Consider the following 20,540-nt stretch of genomic DNA (forward strand, 5'->3'; position numbering starts at 1 on the left):
CCCGACGTTCGCGATCGGGTGGCATAGTCGTTACGTTCGCCCACGAGGCGACCGTCAGCGATCGAGGCCGCCGCGGGATTTGGTCTCGACGATGTGTTCGACGTTCCGGTAGATCTCCTCGGGCGAGGTGTCCTCCGCGGGGTCGTACAGATCCGAAACCCGCTGGAGGAAGGCAGCGACCTGTTTGCTCTCGGAGCTGTCAGCGCGGATCTCCGAGGCGATCCCACGGAGGAACCGTCGCTTCTCGGGGTCGTCGCCGAACCGCGCGTCGGAGGTTGCGCCGTCGACGTCGACGTCCGGATCGGCGTCGAGGCCCGGATCGTCGTCGGGTGTCGAATCGGTCCCGGCTTCCGGATCGCGATCGCTCACGATCCCTCGCTCACCTCACGTCTGCGAACGATTCCGGCGTTGTTCGCGACGGTCTCCGCGATCTCCGAGAACGCCGCCGCCGTCTCGCCCGTCGAGAACGCGATCGGCTCGCCGCCGTCGCCGCCGGCTCTGATCGCCGGATCGAGGGGGACGGCTCCGAGGAACGGCAGGTCGTGTTGGTCCGCGAGCTCGCGGCCGCCGCCCTCGCCGAAGACGTCGTGGACGCTCCCGCAGTCGGGACACCTGAATCCGGACATGTTCTCCGCGATGCCGAGCACGTTCGTGTCGTGTTCGCCGAACATCCGCAGCCCCTTCGTCGCGTCGTCGATCGCCACGTCCTCCGGGGTCGTCACGATCACGGCGCCGGTGAGCGGCAGCGTTTGGAGCACGGTGAGCTGCGTGTCGCCGGTGCCCGGCGGGAGGTCGACCACGAGGTAATCGAGCTCGCCCCAGTCGACGTCCTCGACGAGCTGGGTCAGGATCTTGTGGACCATCGGGCCACGCCAGATGACCGGGTCGTCCTCGCCGGTGAGAAAGTCCATGCTCATCACGCGCAGCCCGTACTGTTCCGGCGGGACGATCGTCTCGCCGTCGGTTCGCGGCGGCGTGTCGGCGCCGACCATCCGCGGGACGTTCGGGCCGTAGACGTCGGCGTCGAACACTCCGACGCGCGCGCCCAGGTCCGAGAGGCCGGCCGCGAGGTTGACCGCCACCGTCGACTTGCCGACGCCGCCCTTTCCCGAGGCGACGGCGATCACGTTCTTGATCCCCGGAAGCACCTGCTCGCCCGGGGGAACGTCCGTCGGGATCCGCGCCGACAGCTCCGGGTCGATCCCTTCGGCCGCGAGCGTCGAACGGACCCGTTCGGCGATGGCGGTCTCGGTCGGCGAGTAGGGCGCCCCAAGCGCGAGCGAGACGTGGACCGTCCCGTCCTCGTCGTCGACGTCGACCTCGTTCACGAGACCCAGGGAGACGACGTCGTCGCCGAGATCCGGGTCCTCGACCGCGGAGAGGAGATCGCGTATCGCGGATTCGTCCATGTCGGTCGGAGGGGGTTCGGCCGAATAAGCATGACGTCCGGGGAGGCGTTCGGCGTGGCTCTCGAACGCTTTGGAGATCCCGAGCGCTTTTTGGCCCGCCCGCGCCCATCCGGAGGCATGTTCGGAACGAGCGGGGTTCGCGGGCCCGTCGGCGAGACGGTCACGGCGGAGCTGGCCCTCTCCATCGGACGGGCGCTCGGCGCCGAGACGGACGCCGTAGTCGTCGGACGCGACGTCCGCGACTCCGGGCGGGCGCTCCTCGACGCGCTCGCGGCGGGGCTGATCGAGTCCGGCGTCGACGTCCGCGAGGTCGGCGTCGCATCCACGCCCGCGATCGCCCGCGCGGCGGCGACAGGCGACGCCGACGCCGGCGCGGTCGTCACGGCCTCACACAACCCGCCCGCGGACAACGGGATCAAGCTGTGGACCGCCTCGGGGATGGCCTTCGGCCCCGAGGACGGCGACCGGATCACGGAGCGGATCGAACGCGAGGCGTACGACCTGGCGGCCTGGAACGCCCACGGGCGCCGCCGGGAGTACGCCGACGCCGCCGGAACGACCGCCGCCGCCGCCCACCGAAACGCGATCGTCGAATCCGGCGATCGGACGCTCCAGTCGCTCGGAGTTACGCTCGAAGGGACGACCGTGGTCGTCGACCTCGGCAACGGAACGGGCCGGGTGACCGCGGACGCGCTCGTCGATCTCGGCGCGGACGTGGAGACCCTCAACGGACAGCGGGACGGCCGATTCCCGGCACGCCCCAGCGAGCCGACCGCCGAGAACTGCCGATCGCTTGCCGCCCACGTGGCCGCGACCGACGCCGATCTCGGGATCGCACACGACGGCGACGCCGACCGGATGATGGCGGTGACGGGGGACGGCGAGTTCGTCGGCGGCGACGCGCTCCTGGCCGTGTTTGCACGCGAGGCGGTCGAGGCGGGACGGGACGGCGATCGGGTCGCGGCGCCGGTCAACACGAGCCTCGCGGTCGACGACGCGCTGGAGACCGTCGGCGGGGAAGTCGTACGGACGCCCGTCGGCGACGTCTCCGTGGCGCGCCGAACCCGCGAGGACCGCGTCGTCCTCGGGGGCGAGCCCTCCGGGGCGTGGATCTTCCCGGAGGAAACGCCGTGTCCGGACGGACCGCTGGCCGCCGTGCGGCTGGCGGCGCTCTCCGCCGCAAAGCCACTCTCCGACCGCCTCGATGCGATCCCGACCTATCCGATCCGACGCGGACACCTCGAAGTGGCGGATCGAACCGCGACGATGGACGCCGTCCGCGATCGGGTTCGAGGGGAATACGCCGACGTCGAAACGCTCGACGGCGTCCGCGTCGAGACGGACGACGGATGGTTCCTGATCCGGGCCTCCGGGACCCAGCCGCTCGTCCGACTGACGGCGGAGGCGCGCGATCCGGAGGCGAGCGAGGTGCTGTTGGCGGAGGCGCGGGGGATCCTCGAGGACGCGATCGCGTCCCGCTGAGAAGGCAGCCTCCGGGAGAATCGACCCCCGTCACTCGATCCGCGTTCCTGGCTCCTCGCCGCGGAGGAACCCGGAGAGATCGTCGGGGCCGAACACGGACGCCGGCGCCTCGAGCGCGAGCAGCTCGCGAACCTTGGCGGCCATTCCGCCGGAGACGTCCGTCGAGTCGCTTTCCCCGAGGGCGTCCGCCACGTCCTCGAAGGCCGTGATCGAGGGGACCACCTCGCCGTCCTCGAGCACGCCGGGGACGGTCGAACAGACCCCGACGCGATCGGCCTCGAGAGCGCTCGCGAGTTCGACGACCAGCTCGTCGCCGGAGACGACGGTCACGCCCGCCCCGGCGGTGGCGATCCCGTCGCCGTGGAGGACGGGGACGAACCCCTCCGAGAGCAGCGTTTCGGTCGACTCGACCGGCAGCGCGAGGTCGCCCTCCGCCCCCTCCGGACGGGCGGCGAGCGAGAGGGGATGGACCGGGACCGCCTCGACTCCTCGATCGTGAAGGCGATCGAGGACGAAGCGGTTGAGCGTCGCCATCGCCCCGTGAACGTCCATCACGGCGCCGGCGTCGTGGGTCCCCGCGGTCGTCGAGACCCCGTGTTCGCTGGCGTGATGGTGGCCGAAACTGCCGCCGCCGTGGACCACGACGAGCCGCGAAACCGCCCCGTCGACGAGCGCGCCCGCGATCGCATCGCAGGCGGCATCGAGGGCCGGGCCGTCGAGCGTCTCGGGGCGGTCCTTCTCCGTGATCACGCTGCCGCCGAGCTTCACCACGACGCGGTCGCCGGTCATCGCCGGTCCTCCCGGCGGACGCCCTCGGTGGCGAGCTCCGCGCGGAACGCGTCGACGCAGCCCTGGGTGAACGACAGCGCCGTCTCCGTCTCCGGGGACGAATCGAGCGCGACGATGCAGCCGCCGCCGCCGGCGCCGGTCAACTTCGCGCCGTGGGCGCCGGCGTCGCGTGCCGCCCAGACCATCGAGTCGAGCGAGCGCGCGGAGACGCCGAGCGCGGACAGGAGCCCGTGGTTGAAGTCCATCAGCTCGCCCAGGCCGTCGAGCAGCTCCGAATCGGGACCGGCGTCGGGGTCGGCCGCCGCGAGCAGGCGTTCTCCCTCGCGAACGATGTCGCCGATGGACGCCACCGTGTCGGCGGCGAACCCGTGTGTGTCCTTCAGATCGCGAACGCCGGCGACGAGCTTCCCGGTGTCGCCGGCCCCGCCGTCGAATCCGACGACGAGGGGGAGGTTCGGCGCCTCGAGAGTGGTGCAGTCGTCGCCCTCGACGCGGACCGCGCCGCCCACCGCCGAACAGAAGGTGTCCGCGCGCGAGGCCTGGCCGTCCTGGACCTCGTACTCGGCCCGGTAGGCGCGCCGGGCGATCTCACGGTCGTCGATCGGCTCGCCGAGCGCGCGCGTGGCCGCGTCGATCCCGGCGACGACGACGGCCGCCGACGATCCGAGTCCGGCCCCGAGCGGGATGTCGCTCTCGACGGTGATGTCGAAGCCCGCCTCCGGCGCGTCGGCCGCCTCGCGGGCCTGCCTGACCGCCGCGTCGACGTATCCGGTCGCGGCCGAAAGCAGCGACTCGTCGACGTCGACGTCGGGCTGGGTTCGCGTCGACCCCTCGTACTCGACCGTGAACCCGTCGAGCGAGAGGTCCTCCGCGACGACGCGAACGTGGTCGTCGGAGCGCGGCTCGACGGAGACGCGCGCGCGACGCTCGATGGCACACGGAACCGCGGGCTCGCCGTAGACGACGGCGTGTTCGCCGAAGAGGTACACCTTCCCCGGCGCGCTGGAGACGGTCATGGTCGTCCAGACAGGCTCCGAGATAACAGGCGTTGCGCTTGTCGTCGAGCGCGCGAGGAAACGGGGTCGATCGTCGTTGGGAAGTCGAAACGAATCGAGATCGAAACGTCTCGTTCGCGTTACAGCTCGGCCTCGAAGTCCTCGAGGGCGTAAAGCGAGTCGGCGCCGCGGCGGTCGAGCGTCTCGTTGGCGAGCAGCCAGTAGACGACCGAGAGCGCGCGGCGACCCTTGTTGTTCGTGGGGATGACCAGGTCGACGTTCGAGAGCTGGTTGTTGGAGTCGCACATCGCGATGACGGGGATGCCGACCGTGATGGCCTCCTTTACCGCCTGGGCGTCGCCGATGGGGTCGGTGACGACGACGACGTCCGGCTCGATGTAGCCGGCGTAATCGGGGTTCGTCAGCGTGCCGGGGATGAACCGTCCGGTGCGCGCGCGGGCGCCGATGGCGTCCGCGAACTTCTCGGCCGGGAACCGGCCGTACTGCCGCGAGGAGGTGACGAGCACCTGCTCGGGCTCGTAGTCGGACAGGAAGTCTGCGGCGACGCGGATGCGCTCGTCCGTCTTGGAGACGTCGAGCACGTAGAGTCCGTCGTCGCGAACGCGGTGGATGAACCGCTCCATGTCCTGGGTCTTCTGTTGGGTGCCGATGTGGACGCCGGCGCCGAGGTAGTCCTCGACGGGGATGAGGAGGTCGGCCTCCTCGTCGGGCATGACGTCCTCGTCGAACGGCGAGCCCGCCTCCTCCGCTTCGGCCTCGGCGTCCGCATCCGCGTCGGCCTCGGCTGCTTCGGTCTCCGCCTCCGTCGGCGTCTCCGCCGCGTCGGCGGGCTGTGCGTCCGTCGTGTCGGTCTCGTCCTCGGCGACGTCGGCGTCGGCCTCCTCGGCCGCCGCGTCCTCGTCGAGTTCGACCGCGTCGTTGTCCTCGGTCATCGGTTGTCCGTTGTCGTGGTTGTCGTTCGTCGGCTCATGGATCTCACACCGCCCCGTCGGCGATCCGGATCAGCTCGTTGAGCTTGGCGGTTCGCTCGCCGCCGACGGTCCCCGTCTTGATGTAGGGGGCGTCGGTCGCGACGGCGAGGTGTGCGATGGTCGTGTCCTCCGTCTCCCCCGAGCGGTGGGAGATGACGGAGTCGTACCCGTTGCGGGTGGCGAGCTCGACGGCGTCGAACGCCTGCGAGAGCGTTCCGATCTGGTTGGGCTTGATCAGGATGCTGTTTGCCGCACCCACGTCGATCCCCTCCTCGAGCCGATCCACGTTGGTGACGAAGAGGTCGTCCCCGCAGATCAGCGTCCGATCGCCGACGCGCTCGGTGAGCGTCGCGAACCGGTCGTAGTCGTCCTCGTCGAGCGGGTCCTCGACGTACGCGAGGTCGTACTCCTCTATGAGCCCCGCGACGTACTCGACCTGCTCGTCGGGCGAGCGGGTCTCCTCGCCGTAGACGTACGCATCGGCGTCGGCGTCGTACAGCTCCGCGCCGGCCATGTCGAGGCCGAACCGGATCGAAAAGCCGACCTCCTCGGCGACGCGGTCGGTCGCCTCGGCCATCACCTCGAACGCCTCGGCGTCCGAGATGGACGGCGCGAGCGCGCCCTCGTCGCCCTTGGCCGCCGGAACGCCCCGGTCGGCCAGGATCGACGCGGCGGCCGCGTGGACGGCGGCGTTCGCGAAGACGGCCTCCGAGACGCTCGGAGCGCCGACCGGCGCCGCGAGGAACTCCTGAATGTCCGTCGCGTCGGCGGCGTGTTCGCCGCCGCCGATGACGTTCCCGAGCGGGACGGGGAAGTTCTCCCCGCGGAAGGCCCCGCCGAGGTGTTGATACAGCGGGGCGCCGATGACGTCGGCAGCGGCCTTGGCGGCCGCCATCGAGATCGCGACCGCCGAGTTGGCGCCGATCGCGGAGAAGTCCTCCGTGCCGTCGGCGGCTCGAAGGGCGGCGTCGACCTCGCGCTGGTCGCCCGCGTACAGCCCCTCCAGGCGGGGAACGGCGTGCTCGCGGGCCGCCGCGATCGCCTCCGAGGGCGGCCGTTCGACGGCCTCGTACTCGCCGGTCGAGGCGCCGGATGGCGCGGCCGCGCGGCCGAAGCCGCCCGACTCGGTGAGGACGTCCGCCTCCACCGTCGCGTTGCCGCGCGAGTCGAGCACGCGCCGCAACGCGATCGAGGTGATGCGCGTCATTACGCCTCCTCCCGACGGACCGTGAAGGGGAGGACGCCCGCATCGTACTCCTCGGCCGCGACGAGGATCGGCTGCGTCTCGTCGGTGTCGATCAGCACGGGTGCGCCGTAGGACACCTGCAGCGCTCGCGCGCCCAGGATGCGTGCCTTCTCGTAGCGGTTGTGGTTTCGTGACATGGTCACTGATACGGCGAGACGACGTCGACGAGGTCGGTGTGGCTGACCATCATCCGGCGACAGCAGTGCCGGTCGACGCCGAGATCGTCGAGCACCGCTCCGGGGTCCTCGTCGCCGTCGCGAGCGCGTTCCTTGAACTCGTCCCAGTGTTCACCGATGACGTTGCCGCAGGTGAAACACCGGACAGGGATCATCATGGGTGGATCACCTCAGCGGTAGGACTTCTGGTAGCGGGCACGCGCGCCGGGTCCGCCCCACTTTTTGGGCTCGGACTGGCGGACGTCGTTGACCAAAAGCGTCCGGTCGAAGTTCAGATACGCCTCGCGCAGCTCGGCGTCGCCGAGGTGCTGCACCAGCCCGCGGGCGATGGCCGTCCGGGCGGCGTCGGCCTGTCCGCTGAAGCCGCCGCCGTCGACGGAGACGTCGATGTCGACGCCGTCGCGAAGCTCCTCGCCGGCGATGCGGAACGGCTCCAGCATCTTGAGGCGGGCCTGCTCCGGCTCGACCAGCTCGACGGGCTGGGAGTTGATTCGAACGCGACCCTCGCCCTCGCGAACGGTGGCGCGGGCGACGGCCGTCTTCTTCTTTCCTGAGGTATTCGTTACCATGTGACGTTAGCACCCAGACTCTCGGAGACGTCCCCGATCGTCGTGAACTTGATGTTCGACAGCCGATCCAGCGAGGTTCCCTCCAGCACGACGGCCTCGTGGTCGTCGTCGCGCTCGTAGGGGTTGCCGACGTACACCCGAACGTTCTCGAACGCCTCGCGGCCGCGGTCGGTCTTGTAGGGGACCATGCCGCGGATCGTCCGCTTGAAGATGCGGTCGGGACGCTTCGGGAAGTAGGGCCCGCTGTCGGACCCGAGTTCCGCTCGCGTCTGATAGGTGTCCATCGTGTCCTCCTCGTTGCCGGTGATCACCGCGTGTTCGGCGTTGACCACGGCGACGCGATCGCCGTCGAGGGCTCGGGTCGCCACGTTCGAGGCGACGCGGCCGAGGATGCAGTCGCGGGCGTCGACGACGACGTCCGCGTCGAACTCGGACAGGTTCATCGGATCACCCGGACGTTCGAGCCGCTGGGGTTGCGTTCGACGAACTGTTCGAGCGACACGGCGTCGCCGGCCTGTTCGATCTTCTTGCGGGCGGTTCCCGAGAAGTCGACGGCGGCGACGGTGACGTTCTTCTCCAGCACACCGCTTCCCAGCACCTTGCCGGGAACGATGACCGCCTCGTCCTCCTGGGCGTACCGTTCGATGCGGCCCAGGTTGACCTCAGCGTGGGTGCGCCGGGGCTTTTCCAACCGATCCGCGACGTCCTGCCAGACTGCGGCGTCGGACTCGCGGGATGCCGACTTGAGGTCGGCGATGAGGTTCTGTAATCGTGGATTCGTCTTGCTACTCATTGGTCTCCTCCAGTATCGAAGGTCGTGAATACGCGTGGGGCCGAGCGGCCGGAGGCCGCGCGATCCCGGTCGAGTCGGTAAAAGTGGAGTGCAGGGAGCAGGATTTGAACCTGCGGACCTCTACAGGACAGCGCCCTGAACGCTGCGCCGTTGGCCTGACTTGGCTATCCCTGCGTGCACTCCACGCTACCGCGTCGCCCTTCAAACCACTTTCGGTCCGCCGTCCCCCCGCGATCGCGGGCGGGAAAGCGGGGACTCCTTCGAAACGGGCTCGCTCCCTCGACGGGAAGCCGCTGGCTCCCCGTGACGCGTCGGCGGCGACCGCCGGCGCATCGAGGGCGCGCGTCCGTTTCGTGGTGGTTCGAAGGGTCATGGTCGTTCTCGTGTTCAGACGGCGACCGTCTCTCGCAGTTCGTCCGCGCGGGACTCGATCGTGTCGATCGCGCGAAGCAGCAGTTCCTCGACGTCGACGGAGCCGTCCGTCTCGATGTGGAAGACGAACGCGCCGGGGACGTCCTCGACGTGCACCTCCGTGTCGGGGTATCGCTCGGAGAGGTCGTGGCCGAACTCCTCGGTCGGGACGACCTCGCCGTCCTCCGTCTCGATGACGCCGCGGAGGATCCGCGCCTCCTCGTCGTCGAACTCGCCGAGGTCGTCGCCGACGGAGACGCGCTGGAGGTGCCGGTAGCCGACGGAGACGCCGCCCTGGTGTTTGGCGTGCTCCTTGCCGGTGTCGAGTACCGCGTCGGCCTCCAGCTCGATCCGCTGTCCCTCCTTCAACTCGATGATGGGGACGTTCTCGTCGGCGGGCTCGACGAGCGGCTCCGCGGTCTCGAGGTCGCCCGAGTAGGCCGTCGCCGGCCCCTCGACGTCGAGCGCGAGGGTCACCTCGTCGCCGATCTCGAAGTCGTCGATCGGCGTCGTCAACGGAACCAGCCCGAGCCGAAGCCCGAGCATCTCGTCGAACATCACCGACGAGTTCTCGAGGAACCGGACGGTGTCGATCGAGAACGTGGGGACGTCCGCGATCATCGCCCGGCGAATGCCGTTGGCGAACGCCGGCGAGAGCCCGCGGATCAACACCCGCGCGCTCCGGTCCTCGCGTTCGATGTACTGCACGTCGAAGTCGGCCTCGCTCATGTTAGATCCGTTTGTTCTTCGGCGCCTTCGTTCCGTCGTGCGGGATCGGCGTCACGTCCTCGATCCGGCCGATCTCGACGCCGGCTCGCGCGAGCGCACGGATCGTCGCCTGTGCGCCGGGACCCGTCGACTTGTTGAGGTTGCCCCCGGGGCCGCGCACGCGAACGTGAACGCCCTCCAGGCCGGCCGCCTTGACCTCCTCGGCGACGACCTCGGCCATCTGCATGGCCGCGTACGGCGACGCCTCGTCGCGGTTCTGTTTCACCACGGTCCCGCCGGACGACTTGGCGATCGTCTCCGCGCCGGTCTCGTCCGTGACCGTGATGAGCGTGTTGTTGAACGATGCGTAGACGTGGGCGATTCCCCACTTTTCGTCTTCTGTTTCGCTCATGGGTGGTTACTCCTGTGCGTCCGCACGCTCGGGGTGTAGTTCGTCGGCGAGCGGGCTCGTCTCGTCGAAGGCGACCGTGTCCTCCTCGGTCGTGTCGACCTTCTTCGAGGGGCGCGTGACGCGGGCGCCGTCGACGGTCACGTGGCCGTGGACGATGAACTGTCGCGCCTGGCTCGTCGAGGAGGCGAGGCCCTTCCGGTAGGCGACCGTCTGGAGTCGACGCTCGAGCAGGTCCGTCACGTCGAGCGACAGGACCGACGAGATGTCGTCGTTCTCCCCGAGAATGCCGAGGGTTCGAAGCCGGGTCAGGAACTCCGAGCCGGCCTCCTGGGCCGCCTCGACGTCTCCCTGTGCGTCCCCGAGCAGGCGTCGCGCCTCGCGACGCATGTTCCGCAGCTCGGATTGGGCTCGCCAGAACTCCTCTTTGTTCTTCAGCCCGTACCGCGAGACCAGGTCGGCCTCCTCGGCGATCCGCTCGCCCTGGTACGGGTGGTTGGGCGTCTCGTAGGCCTTGGTGTTGTTGCCGGTCGTCATTCCTCATCACCGGCCGATTCGGCCTCCGCGGCGGCCTCCTCTTCGGCCTGTTCCTCGCGGATCTCCTCGACGTTGACGCCGATGGTGCCCTCGGTCCGTCCCGTGGACTTGGTCCGCTGTCCGCGGACCTTCTGGCCGCGCTTGTGTCGGAGTCCCTTGTAGGATTCGATCATCTTCATGCGGTTGATGTCGTGTCGTCGCTGTTCGGAGAGATCGGTTCCGATCTTGTGGTCGGTCTCGCCGGTGAAGAAGTCCTTCTGCCGGTTGACCATCCACGACGGAACGTGATCCTCGAAGTTCTCGACGACGTCGACGACGGCGTCGATCTCGTCGTCCTCGAGCGCGCCGAACGTGGCCGTGCGGTCCACGTCGGCGGCGTCGGCGACGATTCGCGCCGCTCGCGTGCCGATACCGTTGAGTTCTGTCAGACTTCGCTCGACGGTCTTCGTCCCATCGAGGTCCGCGCCCCCGATGCGAACGAAGTACTGGAGGTCCTCCTCCTCCGCCGGGTCGTCCTGTGGTTCTTCTGCACTCATTTGTGGTGGAGTGTCGGTGCGGTCGACGGTCTCCCGTCGTCCGCGGGGTCGGTTCGAGCGTTGCGGCGGGGATTCGAACCCCGGAGGCGTGACCGCCACAGAGTTAGCAACCCTGCGCCTTGGGCCAGACTTGGCTACCGCAACCCTATCGTATCGTCGCCCTTCCGGACTCGGGGCCCCGCTGCCCCTGCAGTACGTGCGTGTGAACGAACCCGTCATCGCCACTTAAACATCACGGATGTCGCCGCCCCGTGCGTCGGGGTGACACGAGGAACGCGGCCCGCTACCGTTCCATCTTCAGCCCACGGCTACAACTTCAGGATCTCACGCGCTTGCGTCGGCGTCGCGACCGGTCGCCCGAGCTCCTCCGCGATGCGTGCCGTTCGCGAGACGAGCTGCTCGTTCGTCGCCAGCTCCCCGCGCCGGAGGTATCTGTTGTCCTCGAGTCCCACGCGAGCGTGGCCGCCGAGCAGGATCGACTGGGTCGTCATCGGGAGCTGGTGGCGTCCCAGGCCGATGACGTTGAACTCGGCCTCCGAGGGGAGGTTCGCGACCGCGTTCTGCAGGTTCCGTGGATGGGGCGGGGAGGTCGTTCCGCCGCCGAAGAGCAGGTTCAGATACGGGGGATCCGCGAACTCCTCGAGGATCGAAAGCGCCTCGTTGAGGTGGCCGTCGTTGAACACCTCCAGTTCGGGCTTGACGTCCCGCTCGCGCATCTCCGCGTGTAGCGAGGCGACGAGCCCACGCGTGTTCTCCGAGGTCAGCCGCTCGTACCGATTCAGCGGGCCCATGTCGAGGGAGGCCATCTCCGGGGCCGGATCGGTTCGCAACGGCTCGTGTCGGAGGCCGTCCGGGGCGGCGGTCCCGCCGGTCGAGTGCTGGACGATCACGTCGTCGGTCGCCGAGCGAACCGCGTCCGTCACCGCCTGGAACCGCTCGCGCGAGAAGGCCCGTTCCCCGTTCTCGCGGCGGGCGTGCAGGTGGACGATGCTCGCGCCGGCGTCCTCACAGGCGGCGGCCGCCGTTGCGATCTCCGCCGGCGTCTCCGGGAGGTCCGGATGCGCCTCCTTGCCGTGGACGCCGCCGGTGAGCGCCGCCGTGATGATCACGGGCTTCCCCTCGAGGTACTCCTCGTAGGTCATTCGGTCGCCCCCGAGTCGTCGCCGTCCGGCTCGGCGTCGGGTTCATCGGTCGATTCGGCGTCGAATTTGCCGTCCGATTCGGCGTCGAGTTCATCGTCCGGATCGACGTAGAACTCGCAGTCGGTCTCCGGATCGAGGCCGTAGCGGGCGTTGCAGACGTCCGCGCGCATCGGCTGTACGAACGAGCCCGTGACCGTACAGTACGCCCGTGGCGTCTCGAAGGCCCGATCGCCGGACTCACGCCGGTACTCCAGGTGAACGCAGTCGTCGGTCATCGTCCGTCTGACGGGCCGGGACGCCTTGAAACACGGGGGCGACGAGGGAACGCCGGGGCGATTCGGGCGACCGTCGGCGGCGCGAATCCGCCGGCCCGCGTCACGTCCATTCGACCGACGCAGTCGACGCACCTTTGGCCTCGTCGCGAGAACGGAACGGTATGTCCCTCGACGTGACCGTACTCGACCCGCCGGAGCTCTCCGAGGTCGATCCGAACGAGTACGACGACGCGGAGGTCGCGGGCGGCGACTACCGACGCGCGGAGCTGTCCGCGTTCCTCGAGGAGGGCGCCTGGGAGGAGGCCTTCGAGGAGTGGGCGGCGACGAGCGACCTCGACGAGTCGGAGTGGGCGATCGTCGCCGACCTCGATCTCGTCTCCAGGTTCGACTTCTTTTGGGACTCGTTTGCCGACCGCGTCGGCTATCACGCTCCGGGACTTCCCGAGGACTGGAAGGAGCGCGACCTCCACCCCGATCTCGACTCGTGGGGGACCGTCTCGGGGATCAACGCGGGACTGACCGAGCTCGGCCAGGTCGTCTGTGAGACCCTGAAGGAGGAGTACATCGACTGGGAGAGCGACTACGAGGCGCCCGACGACCTCCCGGACTTCGAGGCCTGAAAATGGGGGACCGATCGTCCATGGAGAGCGTCGAGGAGAGCGAAAGCAATCGCCGCGGTGGGGAGTCCGTCGATCCCGATCTTCCGGCCGTGCCGCCGGTCGACGGGGCCGCCGAGCGCGCGGCGCTCGAGCGCCAGCCGACTCTCACGAAGCCGCCCGGGAGCCTCGGTCGTCTCGAGGACCTCGCGGTCGCGATCGCCGGACTCGTCGGCGCTCCCCGTCCAGAACTCGCCGAGGCGACCGTCGTCGTCGCCGCCGGCGATCACGGCGTCGTCGATCGCGGCGTCTCCGCGTACCCGCAGGCGGCCACGCGCGCGATGCTCGAGAACTTCCTCGAGGGGGGAGCGGCGATCAACGCGATCGCCGGCGCCGTGGACGCCGAAACGCTCGTCGTCGACGCCGGGATCGCCGGGAATCCGGTTCCGGGCGCACTCGACGTCCGGATCGATCGGGGGACCGACGACGCCTCCAGCGCCCCGGCGATGTCCCGCCGGGACGCGGTGGCGGCGATCGATGCGGGCCTGCGGATCGCGAGCGAGGAGCTGGCCGACGCCGACGTCGTCGCGCTCGGCGAGATGGGGATCGGAAACACGACGATCGCGGCCGCGATCACGGCTGCCCTGACCGAGGCATCGCCGGGGGAGGCGACCGGCCACGGAACCGGGATCGACGACGGCGAGCTCGATCACAAGGTCGCGGTCGTCGAGGAGATGCTCGAGACGAGCGCACTGGATGCGAACGAGCAGGCTGCGAACGAACAGGACGCGAGCGCGCGTGTCGACGACGCGATCGACGTCCTGGCCGGCGTCGGCGGGTTCGAGGTCGGGGTCCTCGCCGGAGTGGCGATCGGCTGTGCGGCCGACCGGACGCCGGTCGTCGTCGACGGCGCGATAAGCGGGGCGGCCGCGCTTTTGGCCGACGCGCTCGAGCCGGACGTTCGGCCGTTCCTGCTTCCCTCGCACGCGGGCGTCGAGCCCGCGTGCGCGATCCAACTAGACGCGCTCGGACTGGAGCCGCTTTTCGCCTACGACCTCCGGCTCGGCGAGGGGACCGGCGCCTGCCTGGCGCTGCCGATCTACCGGTCCGCGTGCGCGACGCTTCGCGGGATGGCGACCTTCGAGGACATCGGCCTCGCGGAGTGAGGCGACGCGGCTCGACCGTCCGATGGGACGGCGAACCGATGAGGACTCCCTCGAAGCGGCGAAACGCGACTCCGTCGTATTCAAATACGCGGCCGGACACGCACGGATATGGAGCAGATCGACGACCAGTACGCGCCCGCGGACGTCGAGTCCACGGTCGACGCCTACTGGGACGACGCGGACGCCTACGAGGCGGCAAAGGAGGCCCACGCCGACGACCCGCCGTTCTTCTTCGTCGACGGCCCGCCGTACACCTCCGGGCAGATGCACCTCGGGACGGCCTGGAACAAGACGCTCAAGGACGCCATCATCCGGTACAAGCGAATGGACGGCCACCGGGTGACGGATCGGCCCGGCTACGACATGCACGGGCTCCCGATCGAGGTCAAGGTCGAGGAGGAGCTGGGCTTCGAGTCCAAACGCGACATCGAGGAGTACGGGATGGAGGCGTTCATCGAGGAGTGCATGGAGTTCGCCGAGTCCAACCGCGAGGCGATGGACGAGGACTTCAAGTCCATCGGGGTGTGGATGGACTGGGAGGACCCCTACAGGACGGTCTCGCCGGAGTACATGGAGTCGGCCTGGTGGGCGTTCGCAGAGGTCGCGGACCGCGGGCTCGTCGAGCGGGGAAAGCGGTCGATCTCCCAGTGTCCCCGGTGTGAGACCGGCCTCGCGAACAACGAGGTGGAGTACGAGGACGTCGAGGACCCCTCCATCTACGTGAAGTTCCCGCTTTCGGACCGCGAGGGGAGCCTCGTCATCTGGACGACGACCCCGTGGACGATCCCCGCGAACACCTTCGTCGCGGTCGACCCGGATCTCACCTACAACGCGGTTCGCGCCACCACCGGCGGCGGGAAGGGCGAGGAACTGCTCTACGTCGCCGCCGAGTGCGTGGAGGACGTCCTGAAGCAGGGCCGCTACGAGGACTACGAGATCGAGGCCGAGCTGTCCGGCGAGGATCTGGTCGGCTGGGAGTACGACCATCCGCTCGCGGATCACCTCGCCGAGTACCCCGACTTCGAGGGGGCCGGGCGGGTGTACGCCGCCGACTACGTCGAGGCCGACCGGACCGGCCTCGTTCACTCCGCGCCCGGCCACGGCGAGGTCGACTTCGAGCGCGGGACCGAACTCGGGCTGGAGATCGCCTGTCCGGTCGAGCCGAACGGCGAGTTCACCGACGCGGCCGGCGAGTACGCGGGACAGTTCGTCCGCGAGGCCAACGACGACATCATCGAGGACCTGGTCGCCGACGGACACATGCTCGCCCACGGCACGGTCGAGCACAGCTACGGCCACTGCTGGCGGTGTGACACGGGCATCATCCAGCTCGTCACGGACCAGTGGTTCATCTCCATCACCGACATCAAGGACGACCTCCTCGAGAACATGACGGACTCCGAGTGGTTCCCGGAGTGGGCCCGCGACCAGCGGTTCCGTGACTTCATCGAGGACGCCCCAGACTGGAACGTCTCCAGACAGCGCTACTGGGGCATCCCGATCCCGATCTGGGTCCCCGAGGACGCGGAGCCGGGGGACTACGGCGAGGAGATGATCGTGATCGCCACGCGCGAGGAGCTGGCCGATCGCGTCGACCAGTCGATCGACCCGGCGGACGTCGACCTCCATCGCCCGACCGTCGACGGGTTGACGATCACGGAGGACGGGACGACCTACCGGCGGGTCGAGGACGTCTTCGACGTCTGGCTCGACTCGTCGGTGGCGTCCTGGGCGACGATCGGCTACCCCGGCGAGACCGAGGCGTTCGAGGAGCTGTGGCCGGCCGACCTCATCGTCGAGGCGCACGACCAGACGCGCGGGTGGTTCTGGTCGCAACTCGGGATGGGAACGGCGGCCTTCGGCGAGACCCCCTACGAGCAGGTGTTGATGCACGGGTTCGTCAACGACAGCGAGGGGCGCAAGATGTCGAAGTCCGTCGGCAACATCGTCACCCCCGAGGAGGCGATCGACCGCGCCGGCCGGGATCCCCTCCGGACCTACCTGTTGAGCCACGATCAGCAGGGCATCGACCTGGCCTTCGAGTGGGACGGGCTGGGCGAGATCCAGGGCAAGCTCAACATCCTCTGGAACACCTTCCGGTTCCCGCTTCCCTACATGGATCTGGACGGCTACGACCCCGCCGAGGCCGACCTCACTGACGGCGAGCTCGAACTCGTCGACGAGTGGGTCCTCTCGCGGCTCCAGTCCGTCGAGCGCGAGGTCGAGGACGCCTGGGAGGACTACCGGGTCAGCGACGTGGTCAACGAACTGATCGAGTTCGTCACCCAGGACGTCTCGCGGTTCTACATCAAGGCGGTCCGCGACCGGATGTGGGAGGAGTCCGACTCGGCGTCCAAACGCGGCGCCTACGCCACCCTCGCGACCGTCCTCGACGAGACGATCAGGATGCTGGCGCCGATCGCGCCCTACGTCACGGAGCGGATGTACCAGACGTTCGACGGCGACGCCGCGACGGTCCATGCGCTCTCGTACCCGGCCCCCGATCCGTCCCGCCGTGATCCCGAACTCGAACGGGACGTTGCGGTCCTCCGCGAGGTGGAGGAGGCGGCGGCGAACGCACGCCAGCAGGCGGGACGCAAGCTGCGCTGGCCCGTCTCCCGAGTCGTCGTCGAGAGCGACGACGGGGACGTTCGCGAGTCGATCGCGCGCCTCGAGGTCCTCATCCTCGAGCGCGTGAACGCGCGCGAGCTCGCGGTGACCGACCGGTTCGACGAGCTCGTCGAGGAGGCCGAGCCGCGGATGTCCGAGATCGGCCCCGCCTTCGGCGGCGACGCCCAGAAGGTGATGGACGCCCTGGAGGGTGCCACCCGCGAGACGGTCGAGGGCGACGGCGTCGTCGTCGACGGCGAGCCGGTCGAACTGGAAGACGAGATGGTCGAGTACGTCTCGACGCCCCCCGAGAACATGTGGGGGGCCGACTTCGAGGACGGAACGGTCTACGTCGACACGACGCTGACCGAGGAGATCGAGGCGGAGGGCTACGCGCGCGACGTCATCCGGCGGATACAGCAGATGCGCAAGGACCTCGATCTCGAGGTGGACGCGGAGATCCGGTTGGCGCTCGACGTCGAGGACGACCGGATCGCATCGTTCGTCGAGGAACATCGCGAACTCATTGACGAGGAGACGCGCACGAGCGAGCGGCTCGCGGACCCCTCCGACGCCTCGCACACGGAGGAGTGGGAGATCGAGGGCGTGGACGTCACGATCGGGATCGACCCGCGATAGTCCGGGCGCTCCCGATCACCGTCCCGGGTCGTCCGGGGCAGACCGCCGCGGCTCGCGACGGTCGAAAGATATTCGACGGTGTCGCACATCCCATCGGACACGATGCACGTCCGACCGGCGCGTCCCGGCGACGCCGAGGCGCTACGGGCGGCGGTTTCCCGCGCGGGAGAAACGGCCGTTTTCGACGATCGTGAAGTACAGGTCTTCGACGTCTCCGCTGCCGGCGTTCGGGAGGCGGCCGTCGCCGCCGACTGCGGCTACCTCGTCGAGGTCGACGACCGACCCGTCGGGCTGGCGATCGCCCACCCCGACCGCGACGGGTCGGCGGCGGAGCTTCTGGCGTTGTGGGTCCACCCCGACCACGTGGAGACGAACGTCGACGGGCGACTCCTCGAGCGCGTCGCCCGCGACCTCGCGCGCGAGGGCGTGGAGACGCTCCGCGTGTCCGTTCCGACCGAGGAGCCCGCCGCGACGGAGTTCTACAGGGCCAACGGGTTCGAGCCCGAGGACACCCGCCGCGGACACGGCGGCGAGGAGATACGCTTGAGCGCCCCCCTCGATCGCTGGCTGTGACCCGTTCTCGACGGAGCGGATCGGCGGGGATCCACGGCGTCGGCGACGTTCGATTCTTCGACCGGCTCGCGCGCCTGTACGACCTGGTGATGCCCGCCGCGGATCCGGTCGGCCTCTCGGACGCCTTCGATCTCGCGAACGTCCCGGTCCGGCGCGTCCTCGACGTGGCCGGCGGGTCGGGTCGCGCGTCGCTGGCGATCGCGAACCGTCCCGACGTCGAGCGTTCGATCGTCGTCGACGTGTCGGCGGGGATGTTGGATCGCGCCTTCGATCGCGGGCTGGCGGCGATCCGGGGGGACGCGCGGGAACTGCCCGTCGGGTCGGACGCGGTCGACGCCGCGATGATCGTCGACGCCCTCCATCACGTTCCGGACCGGGACGCGGCCCTCGCGGAGATGTACCGCGCCATCAGGCCCGGCGGCGTGGCCGTGATACGCGAGTTCGATCCGAGCCATCCGCTCGGCCGGCTTCTCGCGGTCGGCGAGTCGGTCCTCGGGATGGGATCGACGTTCGTCGCGCGCGACGAGCTCCTGGCGGCCCTCAAGGCGTCCGGCTTCGATCCGGTCCTGCTCGAGGAGGGGTTCGTCTACACCGCCGTCGGCCGGGTTCCGACGGACGTCGACGACACCGACGCGTGAGACGACGTCGAGCGACGATCGCCGATACCAGGGGAGGGGTTCCGCGCCACACGAAACGAGTGGCGTCACGAATCGCACGAAACAAGGGGCGTCCCGACACAACTCCGTGTATGCCCGAAGACGGCTTCCTGTCGAGGCGTCTCGACCGCGGCGCGCTGCCGCTTGCGGTCGGGGACGTCCTCGCGATCCTGGTCGTGTTGTCGATCGGCGCCTCGAGCCACCACGAGACCGCGTTCCTGCTCGAGAACCCCCTCTATCTGGCCGGGATATACGCGCCGTTTCTGATCGGCTGGGCGATCGCGGCGCCGCCGATCGGAGCGTACTCGCCGGGGGCAGTCGAGTCCGCGAAGGCCTCCGTCCCGCTCGCGATCCGGTCGTGGGTTCCGGCGGCCCTGATCGGCGTCGGACTGCGGTGGGTCGGACTCTTTCACGGCGGCGCCGAACCGGTCTTCGTCCTCGTGATGGTGGTGACCGGCTCCGTGGCGATCGGGGTCTGGCGGGCCGTCTACTTCCGAGTGCGGTGAAATCGGTTGACAAAAAGGCCGAATCGAACACGTTCCGCTATTTATAAGGAATCGGTCGAATACGTTCGCCCGCCTTCCAGCGGGCCGAGAACGCGCGACCGCCCTATGTAGTGACGCTCCCTCCGTCAATACGTGATGAGAGATCGGATCGGCGCACCCGGAACGGCGGTATCACGACGTGAGTTCCTCGCGATCACCGGAAGCACGGGCGCGGCGTCGCTCGCGGGGTGTCAGGCGCCGGTGAACCGAGTCGGCGCGGGCGCGGACGACGCCGCCGGTGCCGACGGGCGCGAGCAGGTCGACGAGGAGCTGCCGCGGACGAGCCCGCCCGAGGTCGTCAACGCCGACGAGCAGGGCGGCTCCGTGACGCTCAGGACGCAGCCGGCGGTCCACGAGGCGCATCCGCTGGAGACGATGGGCGGCCCGGTGCGACTGCCGCGGGTCTGGGCGTTCCAGGCCGCCGGCGGCGAACCGAGCGTCCCGGGACCCATCATTCGGACCACGTAGGGCGAGGACGTCGAGGTCACGCTCGACAACGTCGACGGGCACCTGCCGCACACCGTCCACTTCCACGGCTCGCGCAAGGCCTGGAAGGACGACGGGGTGCCGACGACGACCGGGATCACCGTCGATCCGGGCGAGGAGCACACCTACACCATCCCGGCGAACGTGCCCGGGACGCATCTGTATCACTGCCACTTCCAGACCCAGCGGCACATCGACATGGGGATGTACGGGATCTTCCGCGTTGACCCGGCCGGCTACGAGGAGGCCGACCGGGAGTACTTCCTGTCGGTGAAGGACTGGGACTCCCGGCTCAACCGGATGATGGCCGGCGAGGACGTCTCCTACAGCCCGCGAAACCGGAATCCGGACGTCTTCACCGTGAACGGCAAGGTCGCGCCGCGAACGCTCCACCCCGAGGACGGCTCGCCGATGATCGTCGAGCACGGTGACACCGTTCGGATCCACTGGGTCAACGCCGGCTACATGAACCACCCGCTGCACGTCCACAACCACCGGTTCACCCGGATCGAAAAGGACGGCGGAACGATCCCCGAGGCGGCCCGATACGAGATGGATGTCTGCGACGTCGCGCCCGCGGAGCGGCACACGGTCGAGTTCACCGCCGACGCCGACCCCGGCATCTACCCGATGCACTGTCACAAGGTCGATCACGTCATGAACGGGACCGTCTACCCGGGCGGGATGCTCTCCGCGGTCGTCTATCGCGAGGCGATGGGGACGGACGTCTTCGCCGACCTGATGGAGTACGCCGGCTACGAGGGGTGACTCGGTCCTCGACCGTGCGTCGATCCTCCCGC

At 69.2% G+C, this 20,540-nt stretch carries 24 protein-coding genes, 2 tRNA genes and 1 pseudogene; 8 read left to right on the forward strand and 19 right to left on the reverse strand.

What is annotated here, in order from left to right; translation table 11 throughout:
- Window positions 1–54 precede the first annotated feature (54 nt).
- Complete coding sequence (locus ACFQE9_RS04535; RefSeq protein ID WP_379740963.1) at window positions 55–369, reverse strand: hypothetical protein; 315 nt, start codon at window positions 367–369, stop codon at window positions 55–57.
- Window positions 366–1,409: an Mrp/NBP35 family ATP-binding protein gene (locus ACFQE9_RS04540; protein WP_379740966.1), complete on the reverse strand. Its 1,044-nt coding sequence runs from the start codon at window positions 1,407–1,409 to the stop codon at window positions 366–368. Before ACFQE9_RS04540 ends, ACFQE9_RS04535 begins: the two co-directional genes overlap by 4 nt.
- Window positions 1,410–1,526: 117 nt before the next feature.
- Here ACFQE9_RS04540 and glmM point away from each other — a divergent pair, with 117 nt between their 5' ends.
- A complete protein-coding gene (gene glmM / locus ACFQE9_RS04545; protein ID WP_379740969.1) occupies window positions 1,527–2,891 on the forward strand; it encodes a phosphoglucosamine mutase in 1,365 nt (454 codons plus the stop codon).
- Between the two features lie 30 nt (window positions 2,892–2,921).
- Here glmM and ACFQE9_RS04550 read toward each other — a convergent pair whose 3' ends face one another.
- From ACFQE9_RS04550 to ACFQE9_RS04630, 17 genes are all read right to left on the reverse strand, one after another.
- Window positions 2,922–3,680, reverse strand: a complete 759-nt coding sequence (locus ACFQE9_RS04550; RefSeq protein WP_379740972.1) for an isopentenyl phosphate kinase — start codon at window positions 3,678–3,680, stop codon at window positions 2,922–2,924.
- The gene (mvk, locus tag ACFQE9_RS04555) at window positions 3,677–4,696 is read right to left on the reverse strand and encodes a mevalonate kinase (protein ID WP_379740975.1); all 1,020 of its coding nucleotides are present in this window, start codon (window positions 4,694–4,696) and stop codon (window positions 3,677–3,679) included. Before mvk ends, ACFQE9_RS04550 begins: the two co-directional genes overlap by 4 nt.
- A 119-nt stretch (window positions 4,697–4,815) precedes the next feature.
- Window positions 4,816–5,628: a 30S ribosomal protein S2 gene (rpsB, locus tag ACFQE9_RS04560; RefSeq protein ID WP_379740978.1), complete on the reverse strand. Its 813-nt coding sequence runs from the start codon at window positions 5,626–5,628 to the stop codon at window positions 4,816–4,818.
- 43 nt (window positions 5,629–5,671) lie between these two features.
- On the reverse strand, window positions 5,672–6,874 hold the full coding sequence (gene eno / locus ACFQE9_RS04565) for a phosphopyruvate hydratase (RefSeq protein ID WP_379740981.1): 1,203 nt from the start codon (window positions 6,872–6,874) through the stop codon (window positions 5,672–5,674).
- Window positions 6,874–7,050: a DNA-directed RNA polymerase subunit K gene (locus ACFQE9_RS04570; protein WP_379740984.1), complete on the reverse strand. Its 177-nt coding sequence runs from the start codon at window positions 7,048–7,050 to the stop codon at window positions 6,874–6,876. The genes eno and ACFQE9_RS04570 overlap by 1 nt, the downstream gene beginning before the upstream one ends.
- A 2-nt stretch (window positions 7,051–7,052) precedes the next feature.
- The gene (locus ACFQE9_RS04575; RefSeq protein WP_379740988.1) at window positions 7,053–7,247 is read right to left on the reverse strand and encodes a DNA-directed RNA polymerase subunit N; all 195 of its coding nucleotides are present in this window, start codon (window positions 7,245–7,247) and stop codon (window positions 7,053–7,055) included.
- 12 nt (window positions 7,248–7,259) lie between these two features.
- The gene (locus ACFQE9_RS04580; RefSeq protein WP_379740991.1) at window positions 7,260–7,658 is read right to left on the reverse strand and encodes a 30S ribosomal protein S9; all 399 of its coding nucleotides are present in this window, start codon (window positions 7,656–7,658) and stop codon (window positions 7,260–7,262) included.
- Window positions 7,652–8,101 carry a 50S ribosomal protein L13 gene (locus ACFQE9_RS04585; RefSeq protein ID WP_379740994.1) on the reverse strand — a complete coding sequence of 150 codons (450 nt, stop codon included), beginning with the start codon at window positions 8,099–8,101 and terminating at the stop codon, window positions 7,652–7,654. The genes ACFQE9_RS04580 and ACFQE9_RS04585 overlap by 7 nt, the downstream gene beginning before the upstream one ends.
- Window positions 8,098–8,451 (reverse strand): 50S ribosomal protein L18e, encoded by a 354-nt coding sequence (locus ACFQE9_RS04590; RefSeq protein ID WP_379740997.1) that lies wholly within the window; start codon window positions 8,449–8,451, stop codon window positions 8,098–8,100. Before ACFQE9_RS04590 ends, ACFQE9_RS04585 begins: the two co-directional genes overlap by 4 nt.
- Window positions 8,452–8,540: 89 nt before the next feature.
- Window positions 8,541–8,625 (reverse strand) — tRNA-Leu (locus ACFQE9_RS04595).
- Between the two features lie 213 nt (window positions 8,626–8,838).
- On the reverse strand, window positions 8,839–9,591 hold the full coding sequence (locus tag ACFQE9_RS04600; RefSeq protein WP_379741000.1) for a DNA-directed RNA polymerase subunit D: 753 nt from the start codon (window positions 9,589–9,591) through the stop codon (window positions 8,839–8,841).
- 1 nt (window position 9,592) lies between these two features.
- Entirely contained in the window at window positions 9,593–9,982 is a 390-nt protein-coding gene (locus ACFQE9_RS04605) for a 30S ribosomal protein S11 (protein ID WP_379741003.1), read from the reverse strand.
- Between the two features lie 6 nt (window positions 9,983–9,988).
- The gene (locus tag ACFQE9_RS04610; RefSeq protein WP_379741006.1) at window positions 9,989–10,516 is read right to left on the reverse strand and encodes a 30S ribosomal protein S4; all 528 of its coding nucleotides are present in this window, start codon (window positions 10,514–10,516) and stop codon (window positions 9,989–9,991) included.
- A complete protein-coding gene (locus ACFQE9_RS04615) occupies window positions 10,513–11,052 on the reverse strand; it encodes a 30S ribosomal protein S13 (protein ID WP_379741009.1) in 540 nt (179 codons plus the stop codon). The genes ACFQE9_RS04610 and ACFQE9_RS04615 overlap by 4 nt, the downstream gene beginning before the upstream one ends.
- 58 nt (window positions 11,053–11,110) lie before the next feature.
- Window positions 11,111–11,196, reverse strand: a tRNA-Ser gene (locus ACFQE9_RS04620).
- Between the two features lie 164 nt (window positions 11,197–11,360).
- On the reverse strand, window positions 11,361–12,194 hold the full coding sequence (locus ACFQE9_RS04625) for a beta-keto acid cleavage family enzyme (RefSeq protein WP_379741012.1): 834 nt from the start codon (window positions 12,192–12,194) through the stop codon (window positions 11,361–11,363).
- Entirely contained in the window at window positions 12,191–12,469 is a 279-nt protein-coding gene (locus ACFQE9_RS04630) for a hypothetical protein (RefSeq protein ID WP_379741015.1), read from the reverse strand. The genes ACFQE9_RS04625 and ACFQE9_RS04630 overlap by 4 nt, the downstream gene beginning before the upstream one ends.
- Window positions 12,470–12,630: 161 nt before the next feature.
- Between ACFQE9_RS04630 and ACFQE9_RS04635 the strand changes: the two genes are divergently transcribed.
- From ACFQE9_RS04635 to ACFQE9_RS04665, 7 genes and pseudogenes are all read left to right on the forward strand, one after another.
- Entirely contained in the window at window positions 12,631–13,089 is a 459-nt protein-coding gene (locus ACFQE9_RS04635) for a hypothetical protein (RefSeq protein ID WP_379741018.1), read from the forward strand.
- A gap of 2 nt (window positions 13,090–13,091) precedes the next feature.
- Window positions 13,092–14,231, forward strand: a complete 1,140-nt coding sequence (cobT, locus tag ACFQE9_RS04640; protein ID WP_379741021.1) for a nicotinate-nucleotide--dimethylbenzimidazole phosphoribosyltransferase — start codon at window positions 13,092–13,094, stop codon at window positions 14,229–14,231.
- Between the two features lie 108 nt (window positions 14,232–14,339).
- Window positions 14,340–17,480 carry an isoleucine--tRNA ligase gene (gene ileS, locus ACFQE9_RS04645; protein WP_379741024.1) on the forward strand — a complete coding sequence of 1,047 codons (3,141 nt, stop codon included), beginning with the start codon at window positions 14,340–14,342 and terminating at the stop codon, window positions 17,478–17,480.
- A gap of 102 nt (window positions 17,481–17,582) precedes the next feature.
- Window positions 17,583–18,053 carry a GNAT family N-acetyltransferase gene (locus ACFQE9_RS04650; RefSeq protein WP_379741027.1) on the forward strand — a complete coding sequence of 157 codons (471 nt, stop codon included), beginning with the start codon at window positions 17,583–17,585 and terminating at the stop codon, window positions 18,051–18,053.
- A 29-nt stretch (window positions 18,054–18,082) separates the two neighbouring features.
- Window positions 18,083–18,691, forward strand: a complete 609-nt coding sequence (locus ACFQE9_RS04655) for a class I SAM-dependent methyltransferase (RefSeq protein WP_379741350.1) — start codon at window positions 18,083–18,085, stop codon at window positions 18,689–18,691.
- 110 nt (window positions 18,692–18,801) lie between these two features.
- Window positions 18,802–19,215 (forward strand): DUF3054 domain-containing protein, encoded by a 414-nt coding sequence (locus tag ACFQE9_RS04660; protein WP_379741030.1) that lies wholly within the window; start codon window positions 18,802–18,804, stop codon window positions 19,213–19,215.
- Between the two features lie 135 nt (window positions 19,216–19,350).
- Window positions 19,351–20,508: pseudogene (locus ACFQE9_RS04665) on the forward strand (multicopper oxidase domain-containing protein).
- Window positions 20,509–20,540 lie beyond the last annotated feature (32 nt).

It is taken from the genome of Halopenitus salinus (assembly GCF_042662125.1).
GTDB lineage: Archaea > Halobacteriota > Halobacteria > Halobacteriales > Haloferacaceae > Halopenitus > Halopenitus salinus.

Bases quoted from the DNA above. Each gene is read 5' to 3' on its own strand.
- eno (WP_379740981.1), bottom strand. From the start codon at position 6,874: ATGACGCGCATCACCTCGATCGCGTTGCGGCGCGTGCTCGACTCGCGC.
- ACFQE9_RS04540 (WP_379740966.1), bottom strand. From the start codon at position 1,409: ATGGACGAATCCGCGATACGCGATCTCCTCTCCGCGGTCGAGGACCCG.
- ACFQE9_RS04630 (WP_379741015.1), bottom strand. From the start codon at position 12,469: ATGACCGACGACTGCGTTCACCTGGAGTACCGGCGTGAGTCCGGCGAT.
- ACFQE9_RS04625 (WP_379741012.1), bottom strand. From the start codon at position 12,194: ATGACCTACGAGGAGTACCTCGAGGGGAAGCCCGTGATCATCACGGCG.
- ACFQE9_RS04615 (WP_379741009.1), bottom strand. From the start codon at position 11,052: ATGAGTGCAGAAGAACCACAGGACGACCCGGCGGAGGAGGAGGACCTC.
- ACFQE9_RS04575 (WP_379740988.1), bottom strand. From the start codon at position 7,247: ATGATGATCCCTGTCCGGTGTTTCACCTGCGGCAACGTCATCGGTGAA.
- ACFQE9_RS04550 (WP_379740972.1), bottom strand. From the start codon at position 3,680: ATGACCGGCGACCGCGTCGTGGTGAAGCTCGGCGGCAGCGTGATCACG.
- ACFQE9_RS04580 (WP_379740991.1), bottom strand. From the start codon at position 7,658: ATGGTAACGAATACCTCAGGAAAGAAGAAGACGGCCGTCGCCCGCGCC.
- ACFQE9_RS04600 (WP_379741000.1), bottom strand. From the start codon at position 9,591: ATGAGCGAGGCCGACTTCGACGTGCAGTACATCGAACGCGAGGACCGG.
- mvk (WP_379740975.1), bottom strand. From the start codon at position 4,696: ATGACCGTCTCCAGCGCGCCGGGGAAGGTGTACCTCTTCGGCGAACAC.
- ACFQE9_RS04635 (WP_379741018.1), top strand. From the start codon at position 12,631: ATGTCCCTCGACGTGACCGTACTCGACCCGCCGGAGCTCTCCGAGGTC.
- ACFQE9_RS04585 (WP_379740994.1), bottom strand. From the start codon at position 8,101: ATGAACCTGTCCGAGTTCGACGCGGACGTCGTCGTCGACGCCCGCGAC.
- ACFQE9_RS04590 (WP_379740997.1), bottom strand. From the start codon at position 8,451: ATGAGTAGCAAGACGAATCCACGATTACAGAACCTCATCGCCGACCTC.
- glmM (WP_379740969.1), top strand. From the start codon at position 1,527: ATGTTCGGAACGAGCGGGGTTCGCGGGCCCGTCGGCGAGACGGTCACG.
- ACFQE9_RS04610 (WP_379741006.1), bottom strand. From the start codon at position 10,516: ATGACGACCGGCAACAACACCAAGGCCTACGAGACGCCCAACCACCCG.
- ACFQE9_RS04650 (WP_379741027.1), top strand. From the start codon at position 17,583: ATGCACGTCCGACCGGCGCGTCCCGGCGACGCCGAGGCGCTACGGGCG.
- ACFQE9_RS04605 (WP_379741003.1), bottom strand. From the start codon at position 9,982: ATGAGCGAAACAGAAGACGAAAAGTGGGGAATCGCCCACGTCTACGCA.
- rpsB (WP_379740978.1), bottom strand. From the start codon at position 5,628: ATGACCGAGGACAACGACGCGGTCGAACTCGACGAGGACGCGGCGGCC.
- ACFQE9_RS04660 (WP_379741030.1), top strand. From the start codon at position 18,802: ATGCCCGAAGACGGCTTCCTGTCGAGGCGTCTCGACCGCGGCGCGCTG.
- cobT (WP_379741021.1), top strand. From the start codon at position 13,092: ATGGGGGACCGATCGTCCATGGAGAGCGTCGAGGAGAGCGAAAGCAAT.
- ileS (WP_379741024.1), top strand. From the start codon at position 14,340: ATGGAGCAGATCGACGACCAGTACGCGCCCGCGGACGTCGAGTCCACG.
- ACFQE9_RS04570 (WP_379740984.1), bottom strand. From the start codon at position 7,050: ATGTCACGAAACCACAACCGCTACGAGAAGGCACGCATCCTGGGCGCG.